At 68.5% G+C, this 23,194-nt stretch carries 26 protein-coding genes; 11 read left to right on the top strand and 15 right to left on the bottom strand.

Going from position 1 to position 23,194, the window contains the following annotated elements; all coding sequences use genetic code 11:
- Position 1 precedes the first annotated feature (1 nt).
- The gene (locus PQ455_RS18740; protein WP_273687992.1) at positions 2 to 1,186 is read left to right on the top strand and encodes a glycosyltransferase family 4 protein; all 1,185 of its coding nucleotides are present in this window, start codon (positions 2 to 4) and stop codon (positions 1,184 to 1,186) included.
- On the opposite strand, the gene PQ455_RS18745 is transcribed toward PQ455_RS18740, so the two are convergent.
- Both PQ455_RS18745 and PQ455_RS18750 read right to left on the bottom strand, forming a co-directional pair.
- The gene (locus PQ455_RS18745) at positions 1,126 to 1,629 is read right to left on the bottom strand and encodes an NUDIX domain-containing protein (protein WP_273687994.1); all 504 of its coding nucleotides are present in this window, start codon (positions 1,627 to 1,629) and stop codon (positions 1,126 to 1,128) included. The genes PQ455_RS18740 and PQ455_RS18745 overlap by 61 nt on opposite strands.
- The gene (locus PQ455_RS18750; RefSeq protein WP_273687996.1) at positions 1,626 to 2,192 is read right to left on the bottom strand and encodes an NUDIX domain-containing protein; all 567 of its coding nucleotides are present in this window, start codon (positions 2,190 to 2,192) and stop codon (positions 1,626 to 1,628) included. The genes PQ455_RS18745 and PQ455_RS18750 overlap by 4 nt, the downstream gene beginning before the upstream one ends.
- A 230-nt stretch (positions 2,193 to 2,422) precedes the next feature.
- Between PQ455_RS18750 and PQ455_RS18755 the strand changes: the two genes are divergently transcribed.
- Positions 2,423 to 3,502: a mannose-1-phosphate guanylyltransferase/mannose-6-phosphate isomerase gene (locus PQ455_RS18755; RefSeq protein ID WP_273687998.1), complete on the top strand. Its 1,080-nt coding sequence runs from the start codon at positions 2,423 to 2,425 to the stop codon at positions 3,500 to 3,502.
- A gap of 255 nt (positions 3,503 to 3,757) precedes the next feature.
- A complete protein-coding gene (locus PQ455_RS18760; RefSeq protein ID WP_273688001.1) occupies positions 3,758 to 5,068 on the top strand; it encodes a WcaI family glycosyltransferase in 1,311 nt (436 codons plus the stop codon).
- A gap of 10 nt (positions 5,069 to 5,078) precedes the next feature.
- Here PQ455_RS18760 and PQ455_RS18765 read toward each other — a convergent pair whose 3' ends face one another.
- The 3 genes from PQ455_RS18765 to PQ455_RS18775 form a co-directional block, all read right to left on the bottom strand.
- Positions 5,079 to 5,453: a hypothetical protein gene (locus PQ455_RS18765; RefSeq protein WP_273688003.1), complete on the bottom strand. Its 375-nt coding sequence runs from the start codon at positions 5,451 to 5,453 to the stop codon at positions 5,079 to 5,081.
- Positions 5,450 to 7,120, bottom strand: coding sequence for a hypothetical protein (locus PQ455_RS18770; RefSeq protein WP_273688005.1), 1,671 nt, complete (start codon positions 7,118 to 7,120; stop codon positions 5,450 to 5,452). Before PQ455_RS18770 ends, PQ455_RS18765 begins: the two co-directional genes overlap by 4 nt.
- A 75-nt stretch (positions 7,121 to 7,195) precedes the next feature.
- Complete coding sequence (locus PQ455_RS18775) at positions 7,196 to 8,044, bottom strand: glycosyltransferase family 2 protein (RefSeq protein WP_273688006.1); 849 nt, start codon at positions 8,042 to 8,044, stop codon at positions 7,196 to 7,198.
- A 77-nt stretch (positions 8,045 to 8,121) separates the two neighbouring features.
- Between PQ455_RS18775 and PQ455_RS18780 the strand changes: the two genes are divergently transcribed.
- On the top strand, positions 8,122 to 9,969 hold the full coding sequence (locus tag PQ455_RS18780) for a hypothetical protein (RefSeq protein WP_273688008.1): 1,848 nt from the start codon (positions 8,122 to 8,124) through the stop codon (positions 9,967 to 9,969).
- On the opposite strand, the gene PQ455_RS18785 is transcribed toward PQ455_RS18780, so the two are convergent.
- The 3 genes from PQ455_RS18785 to PQ455_RS18795 form a co-directional block, all read right to left on the bottom strand.
- Positions 9,932 to 11,317, bottom strand: coding sequence for an SGNH/GDSL hydrolase family protein (locus PQ455_RS18785; RefSeq protein ID WP_273688012.1), 1,386 nt, complete (start codon positions 11,315 to 11,317; stop codon positions 9,932 to 9,934). The two genes, PQ455_RS18780 and PQ455_RS18785, sit on opposite strands and share 38 nt — an antisense overlap.
- Positions 11,317 to 11,673: a spike base protein, RCAP_Rcc01079 family gene (locus tag PQ455_RS18790; RefSeq protein WP_273688014.1), complete on the bottom strand. Its 357-nt coding sequence runs from the start codon at positions 11,671 to 11,673 to the stop codon at positions 11,317 to 11,319. The genes PQ455_RS18785 and PQ455_RS18790 overlap by 1 nt, the downstream gene beginning before the upstream one ends.
- Positions 11,674 to 11,796: 123 nt before the next feature.
- Entirely contained in the window at positions 11,797 to 13,035 is a 1,239-nt protein-coding gene (locus PQ455_RS18795) for a glycosyltransferase (RefSeq protein WP_273688017.1), read from the bottom strand.
- 164 nt (positions 13,036 to 13,199) lie between these two features.
- Here PQ455_RS18795 and PQ455_RS18800 point away from each other — a divergent pair, with 164 nt between their 5' ends.
- Together PQ455_RS18800 and PQ455_RS18805 are read left to right on the top strand one after the other, a co-directional pair.
- Entirely contained in the window at positions 13,200 to 13,514 is a 315-nt protein-coding gene (locus PQ455_RS18800) for a hypothetical protein (RefSeq protein WP_273688019.1), read from the top strand.
- 188 nt (positions 13,515 to 13,702) lie between these two features.
- Positions 13,703 to 13,990: a hypothetical protein gene (locus PQ455_RS18805; protein ID WP_273688020.1), complete on the top strand. Its 288-nt coding sequence runs from the start codon at positions 13,703 to 13,705 to the stop codon at positions 13,988 to 13,990.
- Between the two features lie 61 nt (positions 13,991 to 14,051).
- Here the strand turns inward: PQ455_RS18805 and PQ455_RS18810 are convergent, their stop codons facing one another.
- The 7 genes from PQ455_RS18810 to PQ455_RS18840 form a co-directional block, all read right to left on the bottom strand.
- Complete coding sequence (locus tag PQ455_RS18810) at positions 14,052 to 14,777, bottom strand: sigma-70 family RNA polymerase sigma factor (protein ID WP_273688022.1); 726 nt, start codon at positions 14,775 to 14,777, stop codon at positions 14,052 to 14,054.
- Positions 14,764 to 16,890, bottom strand: a complete 2,127-nt coding sequence (flhA, locus tag PQ455_RS18815; RefSeq protein ID WP_273688025.1) for a flagellar biosynthesis protein FlhA — start codon at positions 16,888 to 16,890, stop codon at positions 14,764 to 14,766. The genes PQ455_RS18810 and flhA overlap by 14 nt, the downstream gene beginning before the upstream one ends.
- Before the next feature lie 200 nt (positions 16,891 to 17,090).
- The gene (locus PQ455_RS18820; protein WP_273688026.1) at positions 17,091 to 17,414 is read right to left on the bottom strand and encodes a hypothetical protein; all 324 of its coding nucleotides are present in this window, start codon (positions 17,412 to 17,414) and stop codon (positions 17,091 to 17,093) included.
- A gap of 1 nt (position 17,415) precedes the next feature.
- The gene (gene flgM, locus PQ455_RS18825; protein WP_273688030.1) at positions 17,416 to 17,682 is read right to left on the bottom strand and encodes a flagellar biosynthesis anti-sigma factor FlgM; all 267 of its coding nucleotides are present in this window, start codon (positions 17,680 to 17,682) and stop codon (positions 17,416 to 17,418) included.
- Between the two features lie 58 nt (positions 17,683 to 17,740).
- On the bottom strand, positions 17,741 to 18,250 hold the full coding sequence (locus PQ455_RS18830) for a flagella basal body P-ring formation protein FlgA (RefSeq protein ID WP_273688032.1): 510 nt from the start codon (positions 18,248 to 18,250) through the stop codon (positions 17,741 to 17,743).
- Positions 18,251 to 18,300: 50 nt separating this feature from the next.
- Positions 18,301 to 18,771 (bottom strand): OmpA family protein, encoded by a 471-nt coding sequence (locus tag PQ455_RS18835; RefSeq protein WP_273688033.1) that lies wholly within the window; start codon positions 18,769 to 18,771, stop codon positions 18,301 to 18,303.
- A complete protein-coding gene (locus PQ455_RS18840) occupies positions 18,768 to 19,460 on the bottom strand; it encodes a MotA/TolQ/ExbB proton channel family protein (protein WP_273688035.1) in 693 nt (230 codons plus the stop codon). The genes PQ455_RS18835 and PQ455_RS18840 overlap by 4 nt, the downstream gene beginning before the upstream one ends.
- A 209-nt stretch (positions 19,461 to 19,669) precedes the next feature.
- On the opposite strand from PQ455_RS18840, the gene flgB reads away from it, so the two are divergent.
- Genes flgB through PQ455_RS18865 form a run of 5 tightly spaced genes read left to right on the top strand, consistent with a single transcriptional unit; the run spans position 19,670 to position 23,180 of the window.
- Positions 19,670 to 20,020, top strand: coding sequence for a flagellar basal body rod protein FlgB (gene flgB, locus PQ455_RS18845; protein WP_273688036.1), 351 nt, complete (start codon positions 19,670 to 19,672; stop codon positions 20,018 to 20,020).
- 2 nt (positions 20,021 to 20,022) lie between these two features.
- The gene (flgC, locus tag PQ455_RS18850) at positions 20,023 to 20,427 is read left to right on the top strand and encodes a flagellar basal body rod protein FlgC (protein ID WP_273688039.1); all 405 of its coding nucleotides are present in this window, start codon (positions 20,023 to 20,025) and stop codon (positions 20,425 to 20,427) included.
- Positions 20,424 to 21,110 carry a flagellar hook assembly protein FlgD gene (locus tag PQ455_RS18855; protein WP_273688041.1) on the top strand — a complete coding sequence of 229 codons (687 nt, stop codon included), beginning with the start codon at positions 20,424 to 20,426 and terminating at the stop codon, positions 21,108 to 21,110. Before flgC ends, PQ455_RS18855 begins: the two co-directional genes overlap by 4 nt.
- Before the next feature lie 12 nt (positions 21,111 to 21,122).
- Positions 21,123 to 22,430, top strand: coding sequence for a flagellar hook protein FlgE (locus tag PQ455_RS18860; RefSeq protein ID WP_273688043.1), 1,308 nt, complete (start codon positions 21,123 to 21,125; stop codon positions 22,428 to 22,430).
- 6 nt (positions 22,431 to 22,436) lie between these two features.
- The gene (locus tag PQ455_RS18865; protein WP_273688044.1) at positions 22,437 to 23,180 is read left to right on the top strand and encodes a flagellar basal body rod protein FlgF; all 744 of its coding nucleotides are present in this window, start codon (positions 22,437 to 22,439) and stop codon (positions 23,178 to 23,180) included.
- The last annotated feature ends 14 nt before the right edge of the window (positions 23,181 to 23,194 follow it).

Consider the following 23,194-nt stretch of genomic DNA (forward strand, 5'->3'; position numbering starts at 1 on the left):
CGTGACGTCGCGCCCGCTCCTCATCTTCGAGACCCACCCGATCCAGTATCGTGCGCCGATCTTCCAGCGGTTGCAGCAATTGCGGCCCGATGCGTTCGAGGTGATCTACGCCAGCGATTTTTCGGTGCGCGGCTATGTCGACAAGGATTTCGGCACGGCGCTCAGCTGGGACATGCCCCTGCTCTCGGGCTATGCCTATCGCGTGTTGAACAACGAGGCGCCGGGCGGGATCGCCCGATTCGGCGGGCTCACGGCGCGCGGCATCGACCGGATCGTCGGCGAGGCCAGGCCCGCCGCCGTGATGCTCAGCTCGCTCGGCTATTCCTTCAGCTTCGCGGCCTATTTCGCGGCACTGCGCCGGCGCATCCCGGTCTGGTATCGCGCCGACACCAACGAGCGCGCCTTCGCCCGCCCGGCGTGGAAGTCGGCGCTGCGAGCGGCTTATTATCGCTTCGTATATTCCGGCCTGTCGCGCGCGCTCTATGTCGGCGAGCTCAATCGCGACCATTTCGCGAAATTCGGGATCGGCGCGAAGCGGCTCGCCCGCGTCGCCCATTGCACCCCCAACCGCCTCGCCCCGGTCACGCCCGCCGAGCGCGCCACCCTGCGCGCCAACACCCGCGCCGCGATCGGCGCGGTCGAGGGCGATGTCGTCCTCGGCTTCTTCGGCAAGCTCATCGACAAGAAGAATCCCGCGCTGCTGCTCGATGCGGTCGCGCGGCTGGGCGATGCCGCCGCCGGCCTGCGCTGTCTCTTCGTCGGCGCCGGCCAGCTCGAGGCGCCGCTGCGCGCCCAAGCTGCCGAGGTGGCATCCGCCACCGGCGTCGCCAGCCATTTCGCCGGCTTCGTCAACCAGGCCCGGATCGACGCTTATTATCTCGCCACCGACATCCTCGTCCTCCCCTCGGGCAAGGCCGGCGAGACATGGGGGCTGGTCGTCAACGAGGCGCTGCAGGCCGGTTGCGCGGTGATCGTCACCGACGAGGTCGGCTGCGCGCCCGATTTCGCCGATCTGCCCCGCTTCCGTGTGATCCCGGTGGGTGACGCGGACGCGCTCGCCGCCGCCATCGCCGATCTCCGCCGCCTGCCGCGCAGCCTCGACTGGGCCGATGCGGCGATGGCGCGTTATTCGGTCGATGCCGCCGCCGAGGCGCTGGCCGGCCTGATCGACGCCGCCCGCAAGTAAGCGTCAATCTGCCGCCGGCTCGATCCGCCGAGATCGTCCGGCAGCGCATCGAGCGCGAAATCGGCGGTCTCCTCGATCTCCAGCGACCGGCGCGGACGATAGATGGCGTCGCGCACCAGATACACGTCGACATGATCGCGGCGGTGGTTGAGGATATGCTCGAAGTCCCCGATCGCTTCGGGCGGCCGGCTGTCCGAAAGCCCGATCTCCTCGCGCAATTCGCGCAGGATCGCCGCCGCCGGCGGTTCGCTTTCCCGCCGCCCGCCGGATGGCATCCGCCAGCCCGGCACATAGGTGTGCCGCACCAGCACGATCCGGCCGGCCGGCGTCAGCACGATCGCATGGACGCCGAAGGTGCGCGGCCGGCGGACGAACCAGCAGGCGCTGCGCAGCCGCTGCGCGGTGGTCATCGCCAGCCGCAGCAGGGGCCGGGCGAGGGTCATGGCGCGAACAGCGTCGGCCGCCGCAACTGGAGCGCCTGCACCAGCACCAAGGTCTTGGCGTCGGTCAGTTTGCCCCGCCCGGCGAGCGCGGCCAGTTCGGCGAGCGGCATCTCCACCACCGTGATCGCCTCATTCTCATCCTCCGCGCCGCCGCCGGCGCCAATCCGGTCGGACAGGGCATAAGGCGCGAGGAACAGGTGCAGTCGCTCGGTCGATATTGTCGGCATCGACCATAAGGACACGATCGGCTCGAGCGCACCAAGGCGGACGCCGGCCTCCTCCAGCGCTTCCTTGCGCACCGTATACTCCCGCCCCGCCGGCTCCAGCCCGCCCGCGATGACCTCCAGCAGATCCGATTCGCCACTGCGCACGACGGGGGGGCGGGGCTGGGTGACGAGAAGCGCCGTCCGTCGATCCTCGTCATAGGCAAGCACGGCGACGGCATCGCCATGATCTTCGAAATGGCGCTCGACCTCCTCGCCGTCCGGCATCGCGAAAGCGACACGGGTGACGGACATCCAGCCTTGATAGACGATGGTTTCGCGGACGATCCTGGCATTCATGGCCTTACCATGGGGCTGGCGATCGAAGATGCCAAGCGGATCGGACCCTGCCGGCCGCGTCCGCCGAATTGACTCCCCGTCATCCCCAATATGGTGATGGACTGTTGCTCTCGCGGGTGCGAAACAGCAGCCGTGATGCGCAAGAGGCGGTCCTCGATCTCTCGCGATCAAAGGTTTAGGGCGCACTGTTACCCGGCAGTCGATCCCGCGAGACGGAGTTGGTTCACACGATGACGAGTCATATCACCCCGGTGATCCTGTCCGGGGGATCGGGTACGCGGCTGTGGCCCATGTCGCGCGCGGCCAAGCCGAAGCAGTTGCTGGCGCTCACCAGCACCGATTCGATGCTTCAGTTGACCGCTCGCCGCTCGTCGGACGACACGCGCTTCGATCGCCCGCTCGTCGTCGGCAACGCCCGCCATGCCGAAATGATCGAGGAGCAACTGGAGGCCATTTCGCTGCCGGCGGCATCTTTGGTTTTGGAGCCGGCAGGGCGCAATACCGCGCCCGCCATCGCGCTGGCGGCGTTGCTGACCCGACCGGACGCAATTCTGCTGGTGATGCCGAGCGATCATGTCATCAACGACGTGTCCGCCTTCCGCGCCGCGATCGAGACCGCCGTGCCGCTGGTCGAGGATGGATGGCTCGTCACCTTCGGCATCGCGCCGACCGCGCCCGACACCGGCTATGGCTATATCCGCCGCGGCGAGACGCTGGCGCCGGGTATCGAGCGGGTCGAGAAATTCGTCGAGAAGCCCGACCGCGCCACCGCCGAAGCCTATCTGGCGGAGGGGTGCTACAGCTGGAACGGTGGCATCTTCCTGTTCCGCGCCGACGCCTATCTCGTCGAGCTGGGCCGCCATGCACCGGAGATGCTGGCGGCAGTCCGCGAGTCGCTCGACAAGGGCGTCCGCCAGGGCCAGCGCGTGTATCCCGAGGAAGCGGCCTTCAAGGCGGCACCGTCGGATTCGATCGATTATGCGGTGATGGAGAAGGCCGACAGGGTTGCCGTCGTACCGGTCGATATGGGCTGGTCCGATGTCGGTAGCTGGGATGCCCTGCACGAGATTGCCCCGCGCGATGAGGCGGGCAATGCCGAACATGGCGAGATCGTCTCGATCGACACCAGCAATTGCCTGTTGCGCACCGATGGTCCGCTCGTCGCGGCGATCGGGGTGAAGGATCTGATCGTGATCGCAACAGGCGATGCCGTTCTCATCATGCCGCGCGGATCGAGCCAGGACGTCAAGCGCGCCATCGAGAAGCTGAAGGCATCGGGGCATGTCACGTTGGATCGCTCTTCGCTCTGATCAGGGGTTGATCGATGGTGCGTTGCGGTAATTTCTCGCAAAGAGTGCGCTAAATCTGGAATTTCCCGGTAGGAACGGGTTGGCGGTAGGGCCATAGCGGGCATAAGAATGAACGGCATGCGGCTTGGCGCCGGCGGAATCGCCTCGCGCCCTCGCTGGCGTGCTGATGATCTGGGGTTCGGGGGCAGCGAACGTGATCGGCGGGTTGAATAGGGTCGCTGCGTTTGAACGCAGCGTAGCGGCGCGGGGCGCGTGGTGACCGAATCCGTCGCCGCGCTTGCGGCTTTTCCGGATGACGAGCCCGCCGTCACTGCGTCGGCTGGCACGAATGCGCTGCGAGACATCCGCATCCACGTCATCACGCTCAACTATCATCCCGAGGAAATCGGGATCGGCCCATATTCGGCCGAGATGGCGGCATCCTTCGCGGCCGCCGGGGCCACCGTCACGGTCAGCAGCGGCAAGCCTTTCTACCCCGCATGGCGCATCGATCCGGCCTTTGCCGGCCACCGCCCGCATGATCGGCTGCGGGACGGCGTCGCGATCCGCCACCACCATATCTATGTGCCCACGCGCCCGACCGGCCTGAAGCGCATCTTCCATCACCTGAGCTTCGCGGCGGGCATCCTGCCGCACGTGCTCGGCATCGCCCGGCGCGACCGGCCCGATCTGATCTTCATGGTCGCGCCCTCGCTGATCTCCACCGTCGTCGGCCTGCTGGCGGCGCGGGTGTCGGGCGCGCGGACGTGGCTGCATGTGCAGGATTTCGAGGTGGAGGCCGCCTTCGCCACCGGCCTGCTGCCCGGTGGCCTGCTCAAGCGGCTCGCCTCGGCTTTCGAGCGGGCGGTGATCCGCCGCTGCGACCGCGCCAGTTCGATCTCGCCGCAGATGTGTGCCAAGCTGCTCGAAAAGGGCATCGCTCCCGATCGGGTCGTCGAATTCCGCAACTGGTCGGATATCGCCGCCATCCAGCCGATGGCGGCACCCTCGCCCTACCGCGACGAATTCGCCATCACGACACCCTATGTGGCGCTCTATTCGGGGAATATCGCCAACAAGCAGGGGATCGAGATCCTGCCCCGCGTGGCGCGGCTGCTGGCGTATCGGACCGATCTCACCTTCATGATCTGCGGCGATGGCCCGGCACTGGCCAATGTCCGTACCGCCGCGATCGGGCTCGATAACGTCCGCTTCGCTCCGCTCCAGCCGCGCGGGCGATTGAACGAACTGGTCGGGCTGGCCGACATCCACCTCCTGCCGCAGCTCGCGGCGGCGGCCGATCTGGTGCTGCCCTCCAAGCTCACCAACATGCTGGCGTCGGGTCGCCCGGTGGTCGCCGGCGCGGAGATCGGCACCGCGCTCGCCAACGAGGTCGAGGGCGCCGGTCTGGTGGTGCCGCCCGATGACGCACAGGCCTGGGCCGATGCGATCGAGGCTCTGCTCGACGATCCCGATCAGGCCAAGGCGATGGGCCGCAAGGCGCGCCATTTCGCCGAAACCCGCTGGGCGAAGGATGCGCTGCTCGGCGCCGTCCAGTCGCGCATCGCCACGCTGGTGCGCGGCTAGGCCCGTCCGGTCACTGCGCCTGGCAGTAGGCGCGCCAGTCCTTCTGGAATTCCTGTGCCGCCGCCGGCGGCGTCTGCGGTCCGGCGACGGGCTCGACCGAAATGAAGTTCGCGCCGGTCGGGATCACGAAGCGCCGCGCGGCGCTGTCGTTGCCCGCGCCCGGCTTCGGGCGGACGGACCCGCACAGGATCGCCTGCCCCTCGCTGGCCTGCTCCATCACGATATCCTCGCGCACGATACCGGGAAACATCGGCCCGATCCGCGCCGCCGCCACATCCCGTTCGTCCGGCGGGCTGCATTGCGTAAGCGTCGCCGCGGCGACTGCCAGAATGGCGAGGGAAACCCGCCGGTCCCGGTGAGACTGGATGGGTCGCATATCGGTCATCGCGCGATCGCCATTCGGCTCGGCTGCGACGCCAGCGCGCGCATGATCAACCGAACTGACCAGAATACGAGCACATACATCAGCACGTTCTGGGGGAAGGATCGCAGCAGATCGACGGGAAGGCTCGCGAAGGAGTCGTTCGCGAAACTGTTCGTGAACCAGCGCGCGAGGCTGATCAGCCCGACGACCGATATGATCGGCACGGTCTCACCCGGGCTGACCCGCCCCGTCACCAGACTGTCTTTCAGCACGAAGCTCAGTATCGCGAACAGGCCGAGCGCCGGCCAGCAGAGCAGGCCGAAGATGGCGTAGGCGTCCACGAACGAGGATCCCGTCAGATAGCTGCCCAGCTCGGTATACCGCCCCGATTCCGTATTGTAGAAATCGCCCGAACTGTAGGCGCGCTTCGATTTATCGACCGACGAGCCGATCGCGTTCAGAAACGGCTGGGGGAAGAGCGTTAGGAAGGTCTCCCACGATTCCGTCCGGGCCTTCGCGATGTCCTCGGGCGTGAGCCGCACATAAGCGGTATAGATCAGATCGACGTATTTGATCGCCAGCGTGCGGTTGATGAACTGATTGGGCGTATAGGCTTCGTTATATTCGCTGGTGATATCGAGCAGCGACTTCTCGATGTCCTCCAGCGAACTGCCGTTCATGAAGGCGGCGGCGGTCGCCTGAACGAGCTGGGCGCTTCCCCCCACCGCGCGCATCTCGCGCGCCACGAGCATCGCGCCCGACAGGCGGTACAGCATCGGCCCGACCGCCAACGCGATCAGGATGCCGGTGATCAACGCCCGCCTGTTGGCCTTGGTCGGCCGCCAGGCGCCGTTCAGGTAGAAGATGGCACCGACCAGCGCCACGTCGAGCGTCGCGAAGGCGAAGGTCGATCGCGCGTTGCTGATCGCCGCCGCCAGGATGAGCGCGACGAAATACAGGCCGATCGGCCATTTGCGCGCCGTCGCGTCACCGCCATAGACGCGCGGCACGATGGCCAGCAGCGGAAGCACGCTCAACGGGCGGAAGGCCGAGAGGAACTGTCCGGTGACGTCGCCGATCTCGATCGTCGTGCCCTCGGCGAAGCGGGCCGAATTGATGACCGCGGCCAGACCGATGAGGCCCATTACCATGAGTTCGGACTGGCGGGGCGCCACGAATATCTGGAGCGGGCGATAGACGTTCTCGCGCAGCTTGATCTTCGCCTGCCGGCAGAAATGGCTGTGGCGGTAGATATGATGGGCGGCGATCAGCGTTGCCGTGGCCCCGCAGCCGAACAGGAAGGTCGTCACCGGATTTTCGAGATTGGTGACGATCGGGTTCAGATAGGCTGTCTGGAAGATCAGCCCGCCGAACCCCGTCACCAGGGCCGCGCCGATGATGCTGAGGGTCGATATGGGATACAGCACCACCCGGTTCGGCGTGAGGCAGTAAGCGAAGGCCGCCCAGCCCGTCGCGGCCGCCAGGGTCGAAGACAGAAGGTTGTCGATCGAGATGTCGAGGAAGGCCTGCATCACCAGGCAGCCGACCAGCAGCAGCGACGCGATCTCGCGCACCCGCTTCAACCGGCCGATCGTGACGGGATCGTGGTCGCTGCGGACGGTCGCCGGGGCGCTGTCCTCGCGCACCGCGTCCGCCGTCATCGCACCCCCGACTGCCACGCTCGCCATGCTCGAAACGCCCCCTGCCGCGGCCTTAGCGCAACCCCGCCTCTCCCGCCAGCCGTGGCGGCCGGTTCGTGGCGATCAGCCGCCGGCCTTCGCCGCCAGTTGCCGCTCGTAGATCTTGGTGTCCACCAGCAGCCGGAACCAGAAGGCCTGGAGCATGTGATAGATGAAACCGCGCCGCCCATCGAGGAAGCCCAGCAGGATGAAATAGCGGTAGAACAGGTAGATCGTCGGCCGCAGGAACAGGGGCAGGCGATAATACCAGCCCTGCGCATAGCGCTTGCGGGCGATGATGTTGCCGCCCAGGCTCGCCTGCACCTGGCCCTCCTTGGCCTCCGCCACGGAGCCGAGGAACGCTTCCTCCGCTTCCATGTCCGACCAGCGGTTGTGGCGCGCGGTCCATTCGGCGATCGTGGTGTCCTGATAGTCGAGCATATATTCGCGGATCTGGCGGGTGCGGCCGGCGGCCACGAAATGCTGGTCGTACAGCCGTTCCTCGCACCGGCCGAAGCCGTTGCGGAACAGGCGATAATGCCATGTCCGCGCGATGCCGCCGAAGCGCAGCACCAGATCCATGAACACGATCTTGCGGCCGATGATGAAGCCGTCGGTATCGACGGTAGCAAGGTTCAGCCCCTTGATCGCGCGCGTCAGTTCCGGGGTGAGTTCCTCGTCGGCATCGACGTGGAGTTGCCAGTCGTGCTTCAGCGCCAGCGTGTCGATCGCCCAGTTGCGCTGCGCGGCATAATTGGTGAACGGATGCTGCGTCACCTGGCAGCCCAGCGCCTCGCACACCGCGACCGTATCGTCCTTGCTGTAGGAATCGACGATGTGGATATCGTCGGAAATCTCCATCAACGGCTTCAGCGTCCGGCCGATGGTGGCAGCCGAATTGAAGGTCAGAACGATGACCGAGATGCCCGCCATGTGATTTTCCCCAAAACCCGCAAAATGCTCCTATCCGAGCGCGCCAGACGGCTCAACCCGGTGATAGGGATGCCAGCATGACGATTCGCAGAAATCCGCCGATGGCGCGCGCGAGGCGGCTGGTCCTCGCCGCCTGCGCGCTGCTGGCCTCGTCCGCCGGCCCCGCCCAGCCGCCGCGTGCCGACGCCACGGCCGTGGCGGCGCTCCGCGCGCGCGGCAAGGCGATGCTGCGCGCGGCCGAGCCCGCGCTCTTCCCGCGCGAGGACGTCAAGTTCCGCTCGTACGACACGATCGCCGCCACCGCCCTCCACGGCTGCGGCCCGCCGGCGCTGGCCGAGGGTATGGTCGGCCTGCTCGATCCGGCCAAGTACAAGGCCAGCGTCGATCCCGCCGGGCTCGCCTTCCTGCTGCCGCCGCTGGTCCGTTACCTGCGCCTCTATCCGCAATGCCTCTCGCCCGATCAGTTCCGGCGCATCCGCCTGTGGCTGGAACAGCCGCTGCCGATCTTCACCCATGGCACGCTCAACCATGCGCTGATGACGGCCACTTCCCTCTACCTCCTCGCCGAGATGCTGCCCGATCAGGCGTGGCGCGAGGGGCGGGGCCAGCCCGTCGCCAGCGCGACGATGGTCTCGCGCTATCGCCAGTTGCTGCTGGAGCGGCTCGCCAACGGCCTGACCCATGGCCATAGCGAGCAACTCTCGCCGACCTATGCGCCGGTGCATCTTGTCGCCCTCGTCAACCTCCGGGATTTTGCCGCCGATCCCGCGCTGCGCGCCGCCGCCGAGGTGGCGCTGGTCGCGCAGATCGCGATGCTCAGGGCGGATGCGCGCGACGCCTTCATCCTGCCGCCTTATGCCCGCGAGCCCAATCGCGGCGGCCAGACGGCGGACTGGCCGAGAACCAACGCGAGCGACGTGCTCTGGTATTATTATGGCACCGGCGATCGCCCGCCGCACCAGCCGGCCGGCCCGATGTTCATGGCGATGCTGACCACCTCCCATTGGGTGCCGCCCGCCGCGCTGCTCGCGCTCGGCGGCGAGGCGGGGTCGTACGAGATCGCCACCCGCACCCCCGAATTTTCCGAATGGGCGCGCGACGGGGCGCCGCAACTCTACGGCTCCGCCCTGATCGCGCCGGGCTATGCGATCGGCGCGGGCAATGTCGCCACCGCCGCGACCATCGCCCGGCCGACCCAGGCGGTCGCCTTCGCCATCCGGCCGCGCGGTGCCGAGGGCGTGATCGAATGTATCGCCATGCCCGACGATCGCGCCTCGCCGCGCCAGCAGGTCTGGCGTTACGGATCGGAAGGCGCGCTCGTCTACCTGCCCGGTGCGGCACCGTCCTGCCGCTATGGTCTCACGCCCGACGAGATCGTCACCGCGCCGGACGGCCTGTGGCTGCGCTATGGCACCACCGCCGTCGCGCTGCGCTTCGCGGGGGGCACGGCGCGCTACGGGGAGGGGAAGGGGCCGGCCGACGGCGGGCCGGTCGGGCTGGTCAGCCTCTCCGGCGAGCGCCCCGCCATCGCCTTCTCGGTCGCGACCCTGGCGGCGGGGCAGGGCCTTGCCGCCTACCGGCAATCCCTTGCCGCCCGCCCGATCGCCTATGATGCCGCCAGCGGCACGCTCCGGTTCCGCGCCACGGACGGTCGGCTGGTCGCGGTTCGGGCCGTGCCGCCGGTCGCGGTGGCGGGCGGGCGCATGGCGTCCTTTCCCTCGGTCATGCTCGACCATGCCCCGGTTCCGCCACCCGCGGCGACTGGCGATGTCTTCCGCAGCCCCATGCTCCGCATTGGCCAGGGCCGCTTCGACCTGCGCTCCCCGGCTGGCGCGTTGAGCGGCAGCATCGCGGGCGATCGGGCGACCTTCGCCGTCCGATCGCCGCTTACAGCACAGGCAGCACCCGCCGCCGGATCGCGTTGACCACCCGCCGCGCCAGATAGGCCGTGCCTCCGTCGGTCGGGTGGATGCCGTCGCCGCCGATCACCAGCCCGGCATTGGCCGAGGCGCCGTGGCCCGCGTTGTTCCAGCTTCCCGTCACCCACGGCAGGCTGGCGTCGCCGGCGATCGGCACGAACATCGTCAGCGGGTCGTTCGCCGCCAGCACCGCCGATTGCACCGCCGCCTCGGTCACGGCCGCCGCCGCGCCGTTGCTCCACACGCCCAGCACCACGATCGGCGCGGTGGAGCCCGCCCGGATCGCGCGCAGGGTCGCCAGCGCGGCAGCGGTGATCGTGCCGGCCGGCTGGCCATTGTCGTTGGTCGATCCCATCAGCACCCAGATGTCGGGATTGCGGGTCAGCGCCTCGGCCACGCGCTGGCCATAAGTGTAAAATCCGGCCCCGCCGTTCACATAGCCCGTCCCGCCGATCGAGACATTCCACGGATCGGCCCAGCCCAGCGCCGCCGCGATCCGCTGCGGTGCCGATCCGCCCGCCACGAACGGCCCGAACGACGAGCCCGCCATGATCGAATCCGACAGGAAGGCGGCGCGCACCATGTCGCGCCCCGGCGCCCACACCTGCCCCTGTGCCGAGACCCGCACGTCGCGCAGCCCCATGTCGGCCGCCAGCTCGATGCGGATGCGATGCCCGCGCCGCTCGCCGGCGGGGAAGCTCACCGTCAGCCAATTGTCGCCCGTTCCCGGCATGGTCAGGCCGCCGGCGGCATAGCGCCGGCCGTCGATCACCAATTGCACCGGCGCGGTGCGGCGGAAGATGCCGATCGCCACCTGCGGCTCGTCGGTCTCGAACTCCCAGCCCGCGTGCAGCCCCGTCGGCTGGCCGGCCGCCCGATCGAAACCGTACAGCCCGGCATAGCCGCCGAGATTATAGGCATAGCCGCCGATCGCCCGGATCGCGCCCGGTACATGGCCCGTCTGGAAACTGGCCGGCGCGAAGGCGTTGGCGAGGGTCGGCGCGGTCGTCGATACGCTCACCTGCGGCGCCAGCGGATCGGCCGGGATCGTCACCGCCGGGCCGAAATAGGTCCACAGCACCGCCCCGTCGCTCACCGCGCTCCCGTTGGCATGGCTCGGCACAACGGGGGAGGCGGGCGAGGTGCCGCCCGACGCCGCGACATACCAGCGGCCGCCCGCCGCCACGACATTGCCGGGGATATAGGCCGTCGACGCGGCATAGGCCGGCGGCTCGGTCAGCGGCGGGCTGGCGAAGGGATCGGTCGCGCTCGCGGCGGCGCGGCGCAGGCGTTCGCCCCGCCCCTGCGCGGCCAGCGCCTCGGGCGAGGCGGCGGGCAGCATCACGCCCGGCATCAGGCGAGGCTCGCATAGCTGGCGGTCGCCGTCGTGCCGCTTGCCAGCACCGCCTTCACCGCGAAGGGCAGGATGGCGAGGCCCGCGCCCGCCGGCACCGTCAGCGTCGTGTCGTCGGCCAGCTTCAGCGCGACCCGCCCGGCCACGCTGCAATCGATCAGGATCGCGCGGCCCGGTGTCTGCTCCGCGCCGATCGTCATCGCCGTCGCGCCGCGATAGGGGCAATCCGCCACCGGCAGCGGATGGGTCGGATCGACGGCGGTCGGCGCGGAGCCGACCGCGCCATAGGCCACGACCTGCTCGGTCACGATGGAGGAAGGGGTCGCGACCACCGGGGTCACGGGTTCGAGGGCCATTGCTGCATCTCCCGCCAGAAATCGCGTCGCTGCGATCGAGGGATGGCCAACTAGAACAAAACAGGAACTGTAGGACAGCGATATTTTTGCCCTCCCTTTAGGGAGGGCGTGGCGGCCGGTCCGTCAGGCCGAGAGCGGCAGCGCCTCGCGAATCGCCTGCGGCCTCGGCGTGTCGGCCACCGCCTGGCGGAACAGCGCCATCAGCCGATCGGCCAGCGCGTCGAACTGGTAATTGGCGTCGTAGCAGCGCCGCGCCGCTCGGCCCATCGCGGCGCGAGCTTCGGGCGAGAGAGCGAGGAACCGGGCCAGCAGGGCATCGGCGCCCGCCTGATCGTCCTTCTCGATCAGCCCGGCGCCGGCGGCATCCACCTCGCGCCACAGGTTGATCTTGTCGGTGATGAGTACCGGTTTGGAACAGGCCATCGCCTCGGCCACCACCACCCCGAAATTCTCGGAATGGGACACCAGCGCGAACGCCTCGCACGCATGGAACGCGCCCCATTTGGCCGCGCCCCGGATCATCCCGGCGAAATGCACCCGCGCGCCGATGCCGCGCGCCTCGGCCTCGGCCGCCAGCACGCCGCGCAGGCCCACGTCGTCCGGCCCGGCGAACACCAGATCCATTTCGGGATGCGCCGCCGCGATCCGGGCGAACGCCTCCAGCAGCAGGTCGCAGCCCTTCTTGGGATGGATGCGGCTCAGGAACAGGAGGAAGGGCCGCTCGCCCAGCGCCGGCAGCCCGGCGCGGAAGGTGCGTGCCGCCTCGACGGGGTCGCCCTGCATGTCGGCGCAGCCATAGCCCACGACATGGCCGTCCACCTGCCACGGCCGGAACGCGCCCTCGGCCAGGCGCTGCTCCTCGGCGGTGGTGAACAGCACCTTCTCCGCGCTGTTGAGCAACCGCCCCTCGCTCACCCGCCACGACAGCGCCTTCACCTTGCTCTTCAGCGGATAGGCCTGCTTGAACCACGGATCGAGCATCCCGTGGGTGAACACGAAATGCGGCAGGCGGTTGCCGGCCAGCGCGAGGCTGGCGGCCAGGCTGCTGTAATTCCACAGGCCATGCACCAGCGCCACGTCGTACCGATCGGTGTTGGCCTTCAGCCACGGCAGCAGCTTGGGCGAATAGCCGAAGCGGCGGTGCAAAGGCTGCGGCCCGCTCGCCCCGCCGGGTTCGCCGCGCGATCCCAGCGGCACCACGTCCAGCCCGCTGTCGGCCAGATAGGGCGCCTCGGGCGAATCCAGCGTCACGACATCGAACACATGGCCCCGCGCCCGCCAGATCCGGCTCAGGCTGCGCACCGTGCCGATCGGCCCGCCGTGCGCCGGATCGGCCGATCCGATGATGTCGAGGATACGCATTGGCCCGCCATGCCGATTTTACTGCTTTTGCGAAATTAGCGTGTTTTGCGAGTTATCTCAAGGAAATGATGGAATTTGCGCGTATCGCGGCAAGTGTCGTGATTTTGCGTTGCATCGCAGCATTGCGGGTTGGCCCGGCGGGGCGGCTAGGGCATGAGGCGGCCATGGATGCGCTCGTCAAAGCCTATCATTACGCCGGTCAGGTCATCGTCACCTGGACGGGGCAGAGCGACAAGTTCGTCCATGTCCATACCGGCCTGCTGCTGTGGCTGCTGGCGGCACTGGTGCTGCGCAAGCCGCTCCGCTCGATCTGGCCCTTCGCGATCGTCGCGCTGGCCGAATTCGTGAACGAGTTGCTCGATTATGTCTTCTACAGCGCGATCGATCAGGGCGACACCGTCGCCGACGTGGTCGCCACGCTCGCCTGGCCGCTGGTCCTGATGCTGGCCCTGAACATGAACCGCCGCCTGCGCGGTTAGGCCTGCGCCACGACTTGGCGAATTTTCCGATGATTTAGCAGGATCGTTGTGGCGCCGATCGAGCCACAAACGCAAAAAATAGCGGTTTTCCGGGTGTATTAGTGTTTGGCATGACTAATGCACTGGTTTCGGGGCAGGCACGAACGGCGCGCCTGCACAGCGATCAACCGAAGTTCAGGAGTGCCATCATGTCCCATCTCATCACGATCCGCCGCGCGATCGCCGCTGCCGCCGCCGGCACGCTGCTCGCCGTTTCCGCCGCCCCCGCCTTCGCCGCCGCGCCCGCGCCGGCCCCCGTCGCGCAGGACAGCGCCGCCGCCGAGCCGACCGGCTCGACCAGCATTCCCGCGCGCAAGATCTGCTTCGGCCGCACCCCCAGCGGCGCGAGCGAGGTCACGGGCTCGATGCTCTCGCGCAAGGTCTGCAAGACCAGGGCGCAGTGGGAAGCCGACGGCGTCCAGTTCGCCACCAAGTGACCCGGCCGATCCCTCCCGCGCCCGTCTGGGGCGCGGGAGGGACTTGCCCGTTCCATCCCGCTCAATCGTCCCAATTCTTCAGTGCCTTGCGCACCCTGTCCAGCGCCGCCTTCTTGATCTGGCACACGCGCGCCGCGCCCACGCCCAGCGTCTGGCCGATCTCTTCCAGGTTCATCTCCTCGACGAAATAGAGTTGCAGCACCATCGCCTCGCGTTCGGGCAGGGTGCGGATCGTCGCCGCCAGCGCCTGCTTCAGCTGCTCGCGCTCGATCGTGTCGTCGATCCGGTCCTCGACATCGGCGAACCACATCGAGTGATCCGAATAGACTTCGTCGAGCGATTCCTGCCGCACGTTGGTCGAGGCATCGACCATTTCGCGGAAGGCCGAGGGTTCCATGCCCATCGCCTGCGCCAGCTCGGATTCGCTGGGTTGGCGGCCGAGTTCGGCCTCCAGCCGGGCGGTCGCCTTGCCCAGTTCCTTGCGCCGCGCCATCGCCGATCGGCACAAAGTCGCCTGCCGCCGGAGGTGATCGATCATGCTGCCGCGGATCCGCATCGTGGCGTAGGTCGAGAAAGCGTGGCCGCGATCCTCGTAGCCGTTGGCGGCCTCGACCAGCGCGACCATCCCGATCTGCACGAGATCCTCGATGTCGATCGCCGAGGAGACCCGGCCGTGGACGTGCCACGCGATCTTGCGGACGAGCGCCATGTGGGTCCGTGCGAGCTTTTCGGGGCTCGGGCGCGCGGGATTGCGGCTGTAGGTCATCTGGGGATCAGCGAGTGCCATGCGAGGCCTCCAGGCTGCGGGTGGGTTCGGCCATGCCGCCGACCACCGCCATCACCTCGACGGGCTTGCCGTCGGGGATTTCAAGGAAGGAGAGCACCGGCATGTCGGGCAGGTGCGGGCGAAGCAGCCGGGCGACGGCGCGCCGGGCGGCGGGCGAGGTGACGAGCGCGAAGCGCGCCGCCTGCGCCTGAAGGGGCTGGGCCGCCTCGTTCACCGCATCGATGATGCGGCGGCCGAGCGCGGGTTCGATCGGGTGGGTGGCCTGCGCGCCGATGCGCACGGCCTGGGCCAGCAGGCCTTCCAGCCCCTGATCCAGCGTGATGACGGGAAGGGGCATACGGACGGGCACCATGGTCTGGATGATGAGGGCGCCGATGCGCAGGCGGATCGCCTCCACCAGCGCGGCGGGGTCGAGCGTCTCGCGCGCGGATTCCACCATCGCCTCGGCGATCCGGCGGAAATCCTTGAGCGGCACGCCTTCGGAGAGAAGGGCACGCGACGCGGCGGTGATCTGCGACAGCGAGAGCGGCGCGGGGGTGAGCCCGGCGACCAGCTGCGGCGCGCTTTCCTTCAGCGCGTCGAGCAGCTTCTGCGCCTCGTCCATGCCGAACAGGTCGGAGGCGGCCGCCAGAATGAGCTGGTTGAGGTGGGTCGCGACGACCGTGGCGCAATCGACCACGGTATAGCCCGCGACCACCGCCTCGCCGCGCTTCTCCGGGCTGATCCACACCGCGTCCATGCCGAAGCTGGGATCGCGCGTGGCGCGGCCCTCGACCCGGCCTTCCAGATCGCCGCTGTCGAGCGCCAGCAGATCGTCGGGCCAGGCCTCGTCCTCGCCCATCGCGACGCCGCCGATCAGGATGCGATAGGCATTGGGGGCGAGCGCCAGATTGTCGCGCACCCGCACCATCGGCATCACGAAGCCGAGTTCGCGGCTGAGCTGGCGGCGGATGCCGGTGATGCGGGCCATCAGCGGCGCGCCCTTGCGCTCGTCGACCAGGTTGATCAGGCCATAGCCCAGCTCCAGGCTCAGCACCGCGCCGTCCGACACCTCGTCCCAACCGATCGTGGCGGGGTTGGCGGGCGGCGGGGCGGCGGCGATGGCGGCGGTCTCGGCCAGCGTTTCGGCCGGGGTCTTGGCGCCCTTCAGCTTCCAGGCGGTGAAACCGGCGAGGCCGGCGGCGGGCAGGATGATGAAGTGCGGCATACCCGGCAGGATGCCGAGAAAGCCCAAGATGCCGGCCACCGGCGTCCAGGCGCGGGCCGAACCGAACTGGCTGGTGATCTGATTGGACAGGTCCATCGGGCTGGACACGCGCGTCACGATGGCGGCGGCGGCGATCGAGAGCAGCAGCGCCGGGATCTGCGCGACGAGCGCGTCGCCGATCGCGAGCTGGATATAGGTCGAGGCCGCCTCGCCGATACCGAGGCCATGGTTGACCACACCCAGCACGAGGCCGCCGAGGATATTGATGGCGAGGATCATCACGCCGGCGACGGCGTCGCCCTTCACGAACTTGGACGCACCGTCCATCGAGCCGTAGAAATCGGCTTCGGTGGCGACTTCCTGGCGCTTGGCCTTGGCTTCGTCGGGCGTCATCAGGCCGGCGTTGAGATCGGCGTCGATCGCCATCTGCTTGCCGGGCAAGGCGTCGAGGGTGAAGCGGGCCGACACTTCGGACACGCGGCCCGCGCCCTTGGTGATGACGACCATGTTGATGATCATCAGGATCGCGAACACGAACAGACCGACGGCATAGTCGCCGCCGATCAGGAAGTGGCCGAACGCCTCGATCACATGGCCGGCGGCGGCCGCGCCATTATGCCCGTCCACCAGCACCACGCGGGTCGAGGCGACGTTCAGCGCCAGCCGCAACAGGGTGGTGAAGAGCAGCACGGTCGGGAAGGCGGAGAAGTCGAGCGGCTTGGCGGCGTTCAACGCCACCATCAGCACCGCCAGCGAAATCATGATGTTCGAGATGAAGCCGATGTCGAGCACGATCGACGGCACCGGCACGATCATCAGCCCCACCAGCAGCAGGGTCGCGAACGGAAGGATGGCGCCCTTGATCGAGCCCACCCATACCTTGCGGTTCAACGCCTGTGTCGCCATGCAATCCTCGCTAGTTACGCGAGGATCACTGCAAGCGGCGTGCCAGTTTTGGGGGTGGGTCTTCTAAAGTCCTCCCCTGCAAGGGGAGGGGGACCGCTCGCGCAGCGAGGGGTGGAGGGGTATCGCGCTATCGGTAGGGTGACACCCCTCCGTCAGCCCTGCGGGCTGCCACCTCCCCTTGCAGGGGAGGATTTAGGCGCTCAGGCCATCCGCCCGGTGCGCGAATACGCCCCGCCGCCCCGGCTCACGCCGGCGGCGGCCGACAGCGTTTCCAGCCGGCGGCGGTTGCGATCGGATTGGTAGTTCAGGTGGACGCGGGCCTGTTCGGCCAGCTCCAGCGCGGCCAGCACGCGGCGGCCGATGCCGGGATAGTCGCGCCAGTTGCCGCACGCCTTCAGCGCGGCCACGGCCGAGCCATATTCGGTCGCGGCGGCCTGCATGGCGTGCGAGTCCGTGCCCCCGCTCGCGTCGATCAGGGCGCGCGAGGCGATGATGAGGCGGCCGAGGGTCTCTTCGTTGCTCACGTCAGCCGATGTCCTGCTCGATCATCTTCGCGGCGATCGCGTCGGCGTTCACCGTATAGCTGCCGTCGGCGATCGCGGCCTTGATGCGCGCGACCTTGGCGCTATCGACCGGCGCGCCGTGCGCGGCCATGTCGGCCGCCGGCTTGGGCGTGTCGGCCTGCTCGGTGGCGGCCGCGGCGGCGCCCGAAACGGCGGCGGTCTTCTTGATCTCCGGGCCACGCACCACGTCGAGGCGGGGCGGCTGCACCTTTCCCAATCCGTCGATCATGTTGCTGACTCCTGTTCCTGCGTGCTCGTCACAAGCCCATTAACGGCTCGATCATACTTCACTTAAATCCGGGCACGCGAACAATTCCTGCATCGACGATTTCTGCGAAAATCGGCGGGTTTTTGGGATCGGTCTTCACGCGGATGCGCGCGCCAATGCCGCCATCCTCCTGCGCGATCGCGCCCGAGGATACGGTCATGCCGGGCAGCGCCGCCTGCAATTCGACCGGATCACCGCGCCGGATCACGGGCATCGCCTGTTGCTGCGGCTGGTAGGAAGCGGTCTGGACGCTGCCCGCCAGCCGCTGGATCGGCACGCGGATGCGCCAGCCGGTCGCCACGCAGCGGATCGCCACCGCGCCCATCGCGGGCGGATCGATCTCGGCGGGCTTGGGGCAGGCGGCCAGCTTCATGCGGCGGTCGATCGGGGCGGCGGGGCCGCCCGGCTGGCCGATATCGGCGTCGAGCGCGGCCACCAGCCGCCGCTCCAGCCGGTCGAGATCCTCGAACGGATTGGCGGCCACGGCCGGCGCGGCGAGGAGCAGAAGGGGCAGGACGAGAGCGCGCATGGAGTTTCTCCGAAATATACGCGCGTAGCTCTGCAATCCCCGTGCCAGTGTTATTTCGCCGCCGGGGTTTCCGCTATGAGCAGGCGCTGGCCACCGGCCCCGCCAAGGTCCGGGATGGAGACGGCGATCCGCCGTTGATCGACGCCACCGGCCGCCAGCGCCCGCGCCACGGCGGCGGTGCGCGCGGCGGCCAGTTCCCAGCGGTCGAGCCGGTTGCCCGAAGCATCGGCGCCCCGGCTTTCGAGGCGCAGGCCGTGGCCGGCGCCGGCGGCCGCTTTGCCCATCGCCATCAATCGATTGCGCGCGGCGGGCAGCAGCAGCGCCTCGTTGGGCGCGAACAGGGCCTTGGCCAACTCGCTGTGCGCGGGCGGCGGGCCGGCGCCGTGGAAGGCATCGCGCAGCCCCTCCGCCAGCTTGCGCCGGTCGACCGTCTGCGCCTGAAGGATCAGCAGGAAACCCAGCAGCAGCAGGCACAGATCGGCGAAGCTCAGCGCCCAGCGCGAGCGGACCCGCGCCCTCATGCGGCGCGGGGCGAGCGGTGCGACGGCGCCACCGGCGGGCGCGCAATCTCGGCGCGGGCGATCATCTCGAACCGGCCGAGCATCCGCCGCTGCCAGCCGAGTTCGGCCACGCTGAGCGCCTCCAGCCGCGCCGCGATCGGCCCGGCGACGAGATTGGCCAGCAGCAGCCCGTAGAGCGTCGCCAGCAGCGCGCCGGCCATCGCCGGGCCGAGCGCGGCGGGATCGTCCATTTGGGCGAACATCCGGCCGAGGCCGACGACGGTGCCGATCATCCCCATCGCGGGGCCGGCATCGGCCACCCCGGCCCAGAAATCCTGCACGGCGGCATGGCGCCGCGCGCGCGCGGCGGTCTGTTCCTCGGCCCAGCGGGCGAAGATGTCGGCGGAGGGGGCGTCGGCGATGGCGCGCACCGCGCGGCGGAGGAATTTGCCTGCCGTTTCAAGCCGATCGGCGCAGACGATGTCCTTGACCTGCACCAGCGCCTCGAGCCGGCCGACCGCCATCGTGGCGGCATGGGCATCGGCTTCGGGGTCGGCGCGCAGCATCGCGCCCAAGGCGGCGAAGGCGCGGCGGATGGTGCTCATGGGGGTGCGCAGCATGGCGACCGCGAACGAGCCGCCGACCACCAGCAGCAGCGCGACCGGATCGATCCACCGCATGATGGCCGAGACCAGGGCGGGGACGTCCATAAGCGCGAAACTCCCCGAAACAGGCCGGATTGCCGGGCCGGCAAAATCTTGCCGGGTGCGGCAGATCCTTGCCGGTCCCCAGCGTGGAGCGGGTCGAAACCGGCAAGGCGGGGGTGTTGGCACGCCCTTTGCAAAGCTGGCTGCGAGAGCCCGATCCAAGCCCATCAACGGCACGGAGCGGGGGAAGTTTAGCAAGGGACCACCAGCACATGGCGGACAACACGCTCTTCGGAATGCACGGGAACGCGCTGGCGCTCCGGTCGCAGCGGATGGCGCTTCTGGCGTCGAACATCGCCAACGCCGGCACCCCCGGCTACAAGGCGCGCGACATCGACTTCAACGCCGCGCTCGACAAGGCGCAGGGCGGCAGCAAGGTCGCCGCCGCCGCCGAAAGCGCGATGGGCTATCGCGTCCCGCTCCAGACGACGCTCGACGGCAACACCGTGGAGCTGTCGACCGAGCAGACCCAGTTCGCCGAAAACGCCGTCGCCTACCGCGCCACGCTGTCCTTTCTGGAAGGCCGGGTCGGCACCGTCATGTCCGCGCTGAAGGGCGAGTGACGATGGCCGGCCCGCTCTCCACCTTCGACATCGCCGGCCGCGCCATGTCGGCGCAGCTCGTTCGGCTGAACACCACCGCCTCCAACCTGGCCAATGCCGGCACGGTCTCGACCACCAAGGAAGGCGCCTATCGCTCGCTCAAGTCCGTGTTCCGCACCGTCATGGATCAGCCCGGCGTCGCCACCGTCAAGGTCGAGAATGTCGTGACCGGCGGCAACCAGCCGACCCAGCGCCACGCCCCCGACAATCCCCTCGCCGACAAGGACGGCAACGTCTGGGAAGCGGGCGTCGATAGCGTCGCCGAGATGGTCGAGATGATGGAGACCAGCCGGCAGTATCAGAACAACGTCCAGGTTCTCCAGACCGCCAAATCCCTCACCCTCGACACCTTAAGGCTCGGCAAATGACCAGCATCACCGGTAGCAGCTACCTCGACACGCTGACCTCGTCCTCGTCCAAGACGGCGGCGACGGGCACCGCGACGAGCAAGTCCAAGACGCTCGACCAGAATGATTTCCTGAAGCTGCTGACCACGCAGCTGAAGACGCAGGATCCCTTCGCCCCGGTCGATAACAGCCAGATGGTCGCCCAGATGGCGCAATTCTCGTCGGTCGCCGGCATTTCGGAGATGAACAGCTCGCTGAAGGCGATGGCGGGCGACATCTCGGCCTCGCGCGTCGGCGGCGCGGCCAGCTGGATCGGCAAGTCGGCGCTCGTCTCGTCCGACATCGCCACCCCGCTGTCGGGCGGCGGCTATGCCGGCGAGGTGACGCTGCCCTCCGCCGCCAAGTCGGCGCAGGTCACCTTCACGGACGCGGACGGCAATATCCTCCACCAGTCCAGCTACGGCGAAACCGCCGCCGGCCAGCTCGCCTTCGCGTGGGATGGCAAGGACGCCGCGGGCAACGCCGTCGCCACCGGCCCGCTCGCCATCAACGTCACCGCTTATGCCAAGAATGGCACGGCGATGACCGCGACCACCTCGACCTGGACGCCGATCGCGTCGGTCGAAAGCCCGGCCTCGGGCGCCACCAAGCTCTCCACCGCGCTCGGCTCGATCAGCCCGAGCCAAGTTCTTCGCCTTTCGTAAGGAGCCTATTCCATGTCCTTCTACACCTCGCTCTCGGGCCTCAAGGCCGCCCAGACCGATCTGTCGGTCACCTCGAACAACGTCGCCAACGTCGGCACGATCGGCTTCAAGAAGTCGAACACCGAATTCGGCGACATCATCTCCTCGGCGCCGCTCCAGTCGAGCGCGATGGCGGGGCAGGGCACGCGCCTGCGCGGCATCCAGCAGCAGTTCACGCAAGGCGGCTTCGAAAGCTCGGATCGCTCGCTCGACGTCGCCATCTCGGGCCAGGGCTTCTTCGTGACCAAGGCGCCGGGTGGCGCGGGCCAGATCAGCTACACCCGCAACGGATCGTTCACCGTCAACAAGGAGCGGTACGTGACGGACGGCGCCGGCGCGGTGCTGCAGGTGCTGCCGACCGACAAGCAGGGCACGGTGACCGCGACCTCGCTGTCCTCGGCCAAGAACCTCCAGCTGCCGCTCACCACCGGATCGTCCAAGGCGACGCAGAATCTTTCGATGACGGTGGCGCTGCCCAGCGACGCCGATCTGCCGGCCGATCGCGCGGCCTATGCGACGAGCGGCTACACCTTCTCGCGCAGCGACCCCGAGAGCTATAACTATTCGACCGCGACGACCGTGTATGACGCGGCCGGCGCCGCCGTCCCCGCGACGGTCTATTACACCCGCACCAGCGCGCCGACGGCGAGCGATCCCAATTCCAACTGGCAGGCGCGCCTGTTCGTGGGCGACAAGGAAGTCAGCTCCGACGGCAATGCCGCCGCCGATCCGGCGACCCCGCTGACGCTCACCTTCGACAGCTCGGGTGCGCTGACCGCGCCGACCGGGGCGGTGGATTATGCCGCCGTGCTGCCGACCGGCGCCTCCTCGGCGATCGACCTGAGCTTCGATTACGGCTCGGGCACGACGCAGGGCCTCACCGCTTTCTCGCGCAAGGCGACCAGCCAGGACGGCTATGCCGCCGGCCAGCTCGACAACATCTCGGTGGGCTCGGACGGCCTCGTCACCGCCACCTTTTCCAACGGCGAGAGCCAGGCGCTCGGCAAGCTGATGCTCGCCACCTTCGCCAACCCGGAGGGCCTGCGCCAGCTGGGTGACGCGAAATGGTCCGCCACGGGTCTCTCGGGCGAGCCGATCGTCAACGAGGCCGGCGCCAACGGCATGGGCTCGATCCAGTCGGGCGCGCTCGAGCAGGCCAATGTGGACGTGACGGAGGAGCTGGTCGCGCTGATCTCGGCGCAGCGCAACTTCTCGGCCAACGCCAAGGCGATCGAGACCGCCAACAACATGACCCAGACCATCGTCCAGCTGCGGGCCTGATAAGTCATGGACCGGCTGATCTATTCCTCGCTCGCCGCCATGCGCGGCCTGATGGCCAAGCAGGCGACCACCGCGAGCAACCTCGCCAACGTATCGACCACGGGTTTCCGCGGCGACATGGCGAGCGCGACCGCGACCTGGCTGCGCGGGCCGGGGATGGACGGCCGGGCCGCCCCGTCGGAAGGCGTGATCGACGCCGACATGCGCGTCGGCGCGGTGGCCGCCACCGGCCGTGCGCTCGACGTGGCGATGGAGGGCGATGCCATGCTCGGCGTGCAGGCCGAGAATGGCGAGGAGGGCTATACCCGTCGCGGCGACCTGATGGTGTCCGAGACGGGGCTGCTCACCACCGGCGACGGCCTGCCCGTCCTCGGCGGGAGCGGCCCGATCACTTTGCCCCCCGCCGACAAGATCGAGATCGACGCCGGCGGCGTGATCTGGATCCAGCCCAAGGGCGGCAACGCCAATGATCCGCTGCAACAGGTGGATCAGCTGAAATTGGTCAACGCATCTGGCACGCGAATTGCAAAGTCGATGGATGGATTGTTCCGGCCGGTCGCGGGCGGAACGCTGCCATCCGACCCGGATGCCCGCGTCAACGCGGGCGCCCTGGAAGGATCGAACGTCAACGCCTCGGCGGCGCTGGTCGACATGATCGGGGCCAGCCGGGATTGGGAGATGCAGGTCAAGATGCTGACGACCGCGCAGGATTTGGACAAGTCCTCCGCCGATCTGATGCGCCTCGACTGACAGGAGTGATATGA

It is taken from the genome of Sphingomonas naphthae, assembly GCF_028607085.1.
Lineage (GTDB): Bacteria > Pseudomonadota > Alphaproteobacteria > Sphingomonadales > Sphingomonadaceae > Sphingomonas_Q > Sphingomonas_Q naphthae.

What these genes read in the sequence shown, in the direction of transcription:
- PQ455_RS18745 (WP_273687994.1), bottom strand. Translation starts at nt 1,629, where the DNA reads ATGACCCTCGCCCGGCCCCTGCTGCGGCTGGCGATGACCACCGCGCAG.
- PQ455_RS18750 (WP_273687996.1), bottom strand. Translation starts at nt 2,192, where the DNA reads ATGAATGCCAGGATCGTCCGCGAAACCATCGTCTATCAAGGCTGGATG.
- PQ455_RS18755 (WP_273687998.1), top strand. Translation starts at nt 2,423, where the DNA reads ATGACGAGTCATATCACCCCGGTGATCCTGTCCGGGGGATCGGGTACG.
- PQ455_RS18765 (WP_273688003.1), bottom strand. Translation starts at nt 5,453, where the DNA reads ATGACCGATATGCGACCCATCCAGTCTCACCGGGACCGGCGGGTTTCC.
- PQ455_RS18770 (WP_273688005.1), bottom strand. Translation starts at nt 7,120, where the DNA reads ATGGCGAGCGTGGCAGTCGGGGGTGCGATGACGGCGGACGCGGTGCGC.
- PQ455_RS18775 (WP_273688006.1), bottom strand. Translation starts at nt 8,044, where the DNA reads ATGGCGGGCATCTCGGTCATCGTTCTGACCTTCAATTCGGCTGCCACC.
- PQ455_RS18780 (WP_273688008.1), top strand. Translation starts at nt 8,122, where the DNA reads ATGACGATTCGCAGAAATCCGCCGATGGCGCGCGCGAGGCGGCTGGTC.
- PQ455_RS18785 (WP_273688012.1), bottom strand. Translation starts at nt 11,317, where the DNA reads ATGCCGGGCGTGATGCTGCCCGCCGCCTCGCCCGAGGCGCTGGCCGCG.
- PQ455_RS18790 (WP_273688014.1), bottom strand. Translation starts at nt 11,673, where the DNA reads ATGGCCCTCGAACCCGTGACCCCGGTGGTCGCGACCCCTTCCTCCATC.
- PQ455_RS18795 (WP_273688017.1), bottom strand. Translation starts at nt 13,035, where the DNA reads ATGCGTATCCTCGACATCATCGGATCGGCCGATCCGGCGCACGGCGGG.
- PQ455_RS18800 (WP_273688019.1), top strand. Translation starts at nt 13,200, where the DNA reads ATGGATGCGCTCGTCAAAGCCTATCATTACGCCGGTCAGGTCATCGTC.
- PQ455_RS18805 (WP_273688020.1), top strand. Translation starts at nt 13,703, where the DNA reads ATGTCCCATCTCATCACGATCCGCCGCGCGATCGCCGCTGCCGCCGCC.
- PQ455_RS18810 (WP_273688022.1), bottom strand. Translation starts at nt 14,777, where the DNA reads ATGGCACTCGCTGATCCCCAGATGACCTACAGCCGCAATCCCGCGCGC.
- flhA (WP_273688025.1), bottom strand. Translation starts at nt 16,890, where the DNA reads ATGGCGACACAGGCGTTGAACCGCAAGGTATGGGTGGGCTCGATCAAG.
- flgM (WP_273688030.1), bottom strand. Translation starts at nt 17,682, where the DNA reads ATGATCGACGGATTGGGAAAGGTGCAGCCGCCCCGCCTCGACGTGGTG.
- PQ455_RS18830 (WP_273688032.1), bottom strand. Translation starts at nt 18,250, where the DNA reads ATGCGCGCTCTCGTCCTGCCCCTTCTGCTCCTCGCCGCGCCGGCCGTG.
- PQ455_RS18835 (WP_273688033.1), bottom strand. Translation starts at nt 18,771, where the DNA reads ATGAGGGCGCGGGTCCGCTCGCGCTGGGCGCTGAGCTTCGCCGATCTG.
- PQ455_RS18840 (WP_273688035.1), bottom strand. Translation starts at nt 19,460, where the DNA reads ATGGACGTCCCCGCCCTGGTCTCGGCCATCATGCGGTGGATCGATCCG.
- flgB (WP_273688036.1), top strand. Translation starts at nt 19,670, where the DNA reads ATGGCGGACAACACGCTCTTCGGAATGCACGGGAACGCGCTGGCGCTC.
- flgC (WP_273688039.1), top strand. Translation starts at nt 20,023, where the DNA reads ATGGCCGGCCCGCTCTCCACCTTCGACATCGCCGGCCGCGCCATGTCG.
- PQ455_RS18855 (WP_273688041.1), top strand. Translation starts at nt 20,424, where the DNA reads ATGACCAGCATCACCGGTAGCAGCTACCTCGACACGCTGACCTCGTCC.
- PQ455_RS18860 (WP_273688043.1), top strand. Translation starts at nt 21,123, where the DNA reads ATGTCCTTCTACACCTCGCTCTCGGGCCTCAAGGCCGCCCAGACCGAT.
- PQ455_RS18865 (WP_273688044.1), top strand. Translation starts at nt 22,437, where the DNA reads ATGGACCGGCTGATCTATTCCTCGCTCGCCGCCATGCGCGGCCTGATG.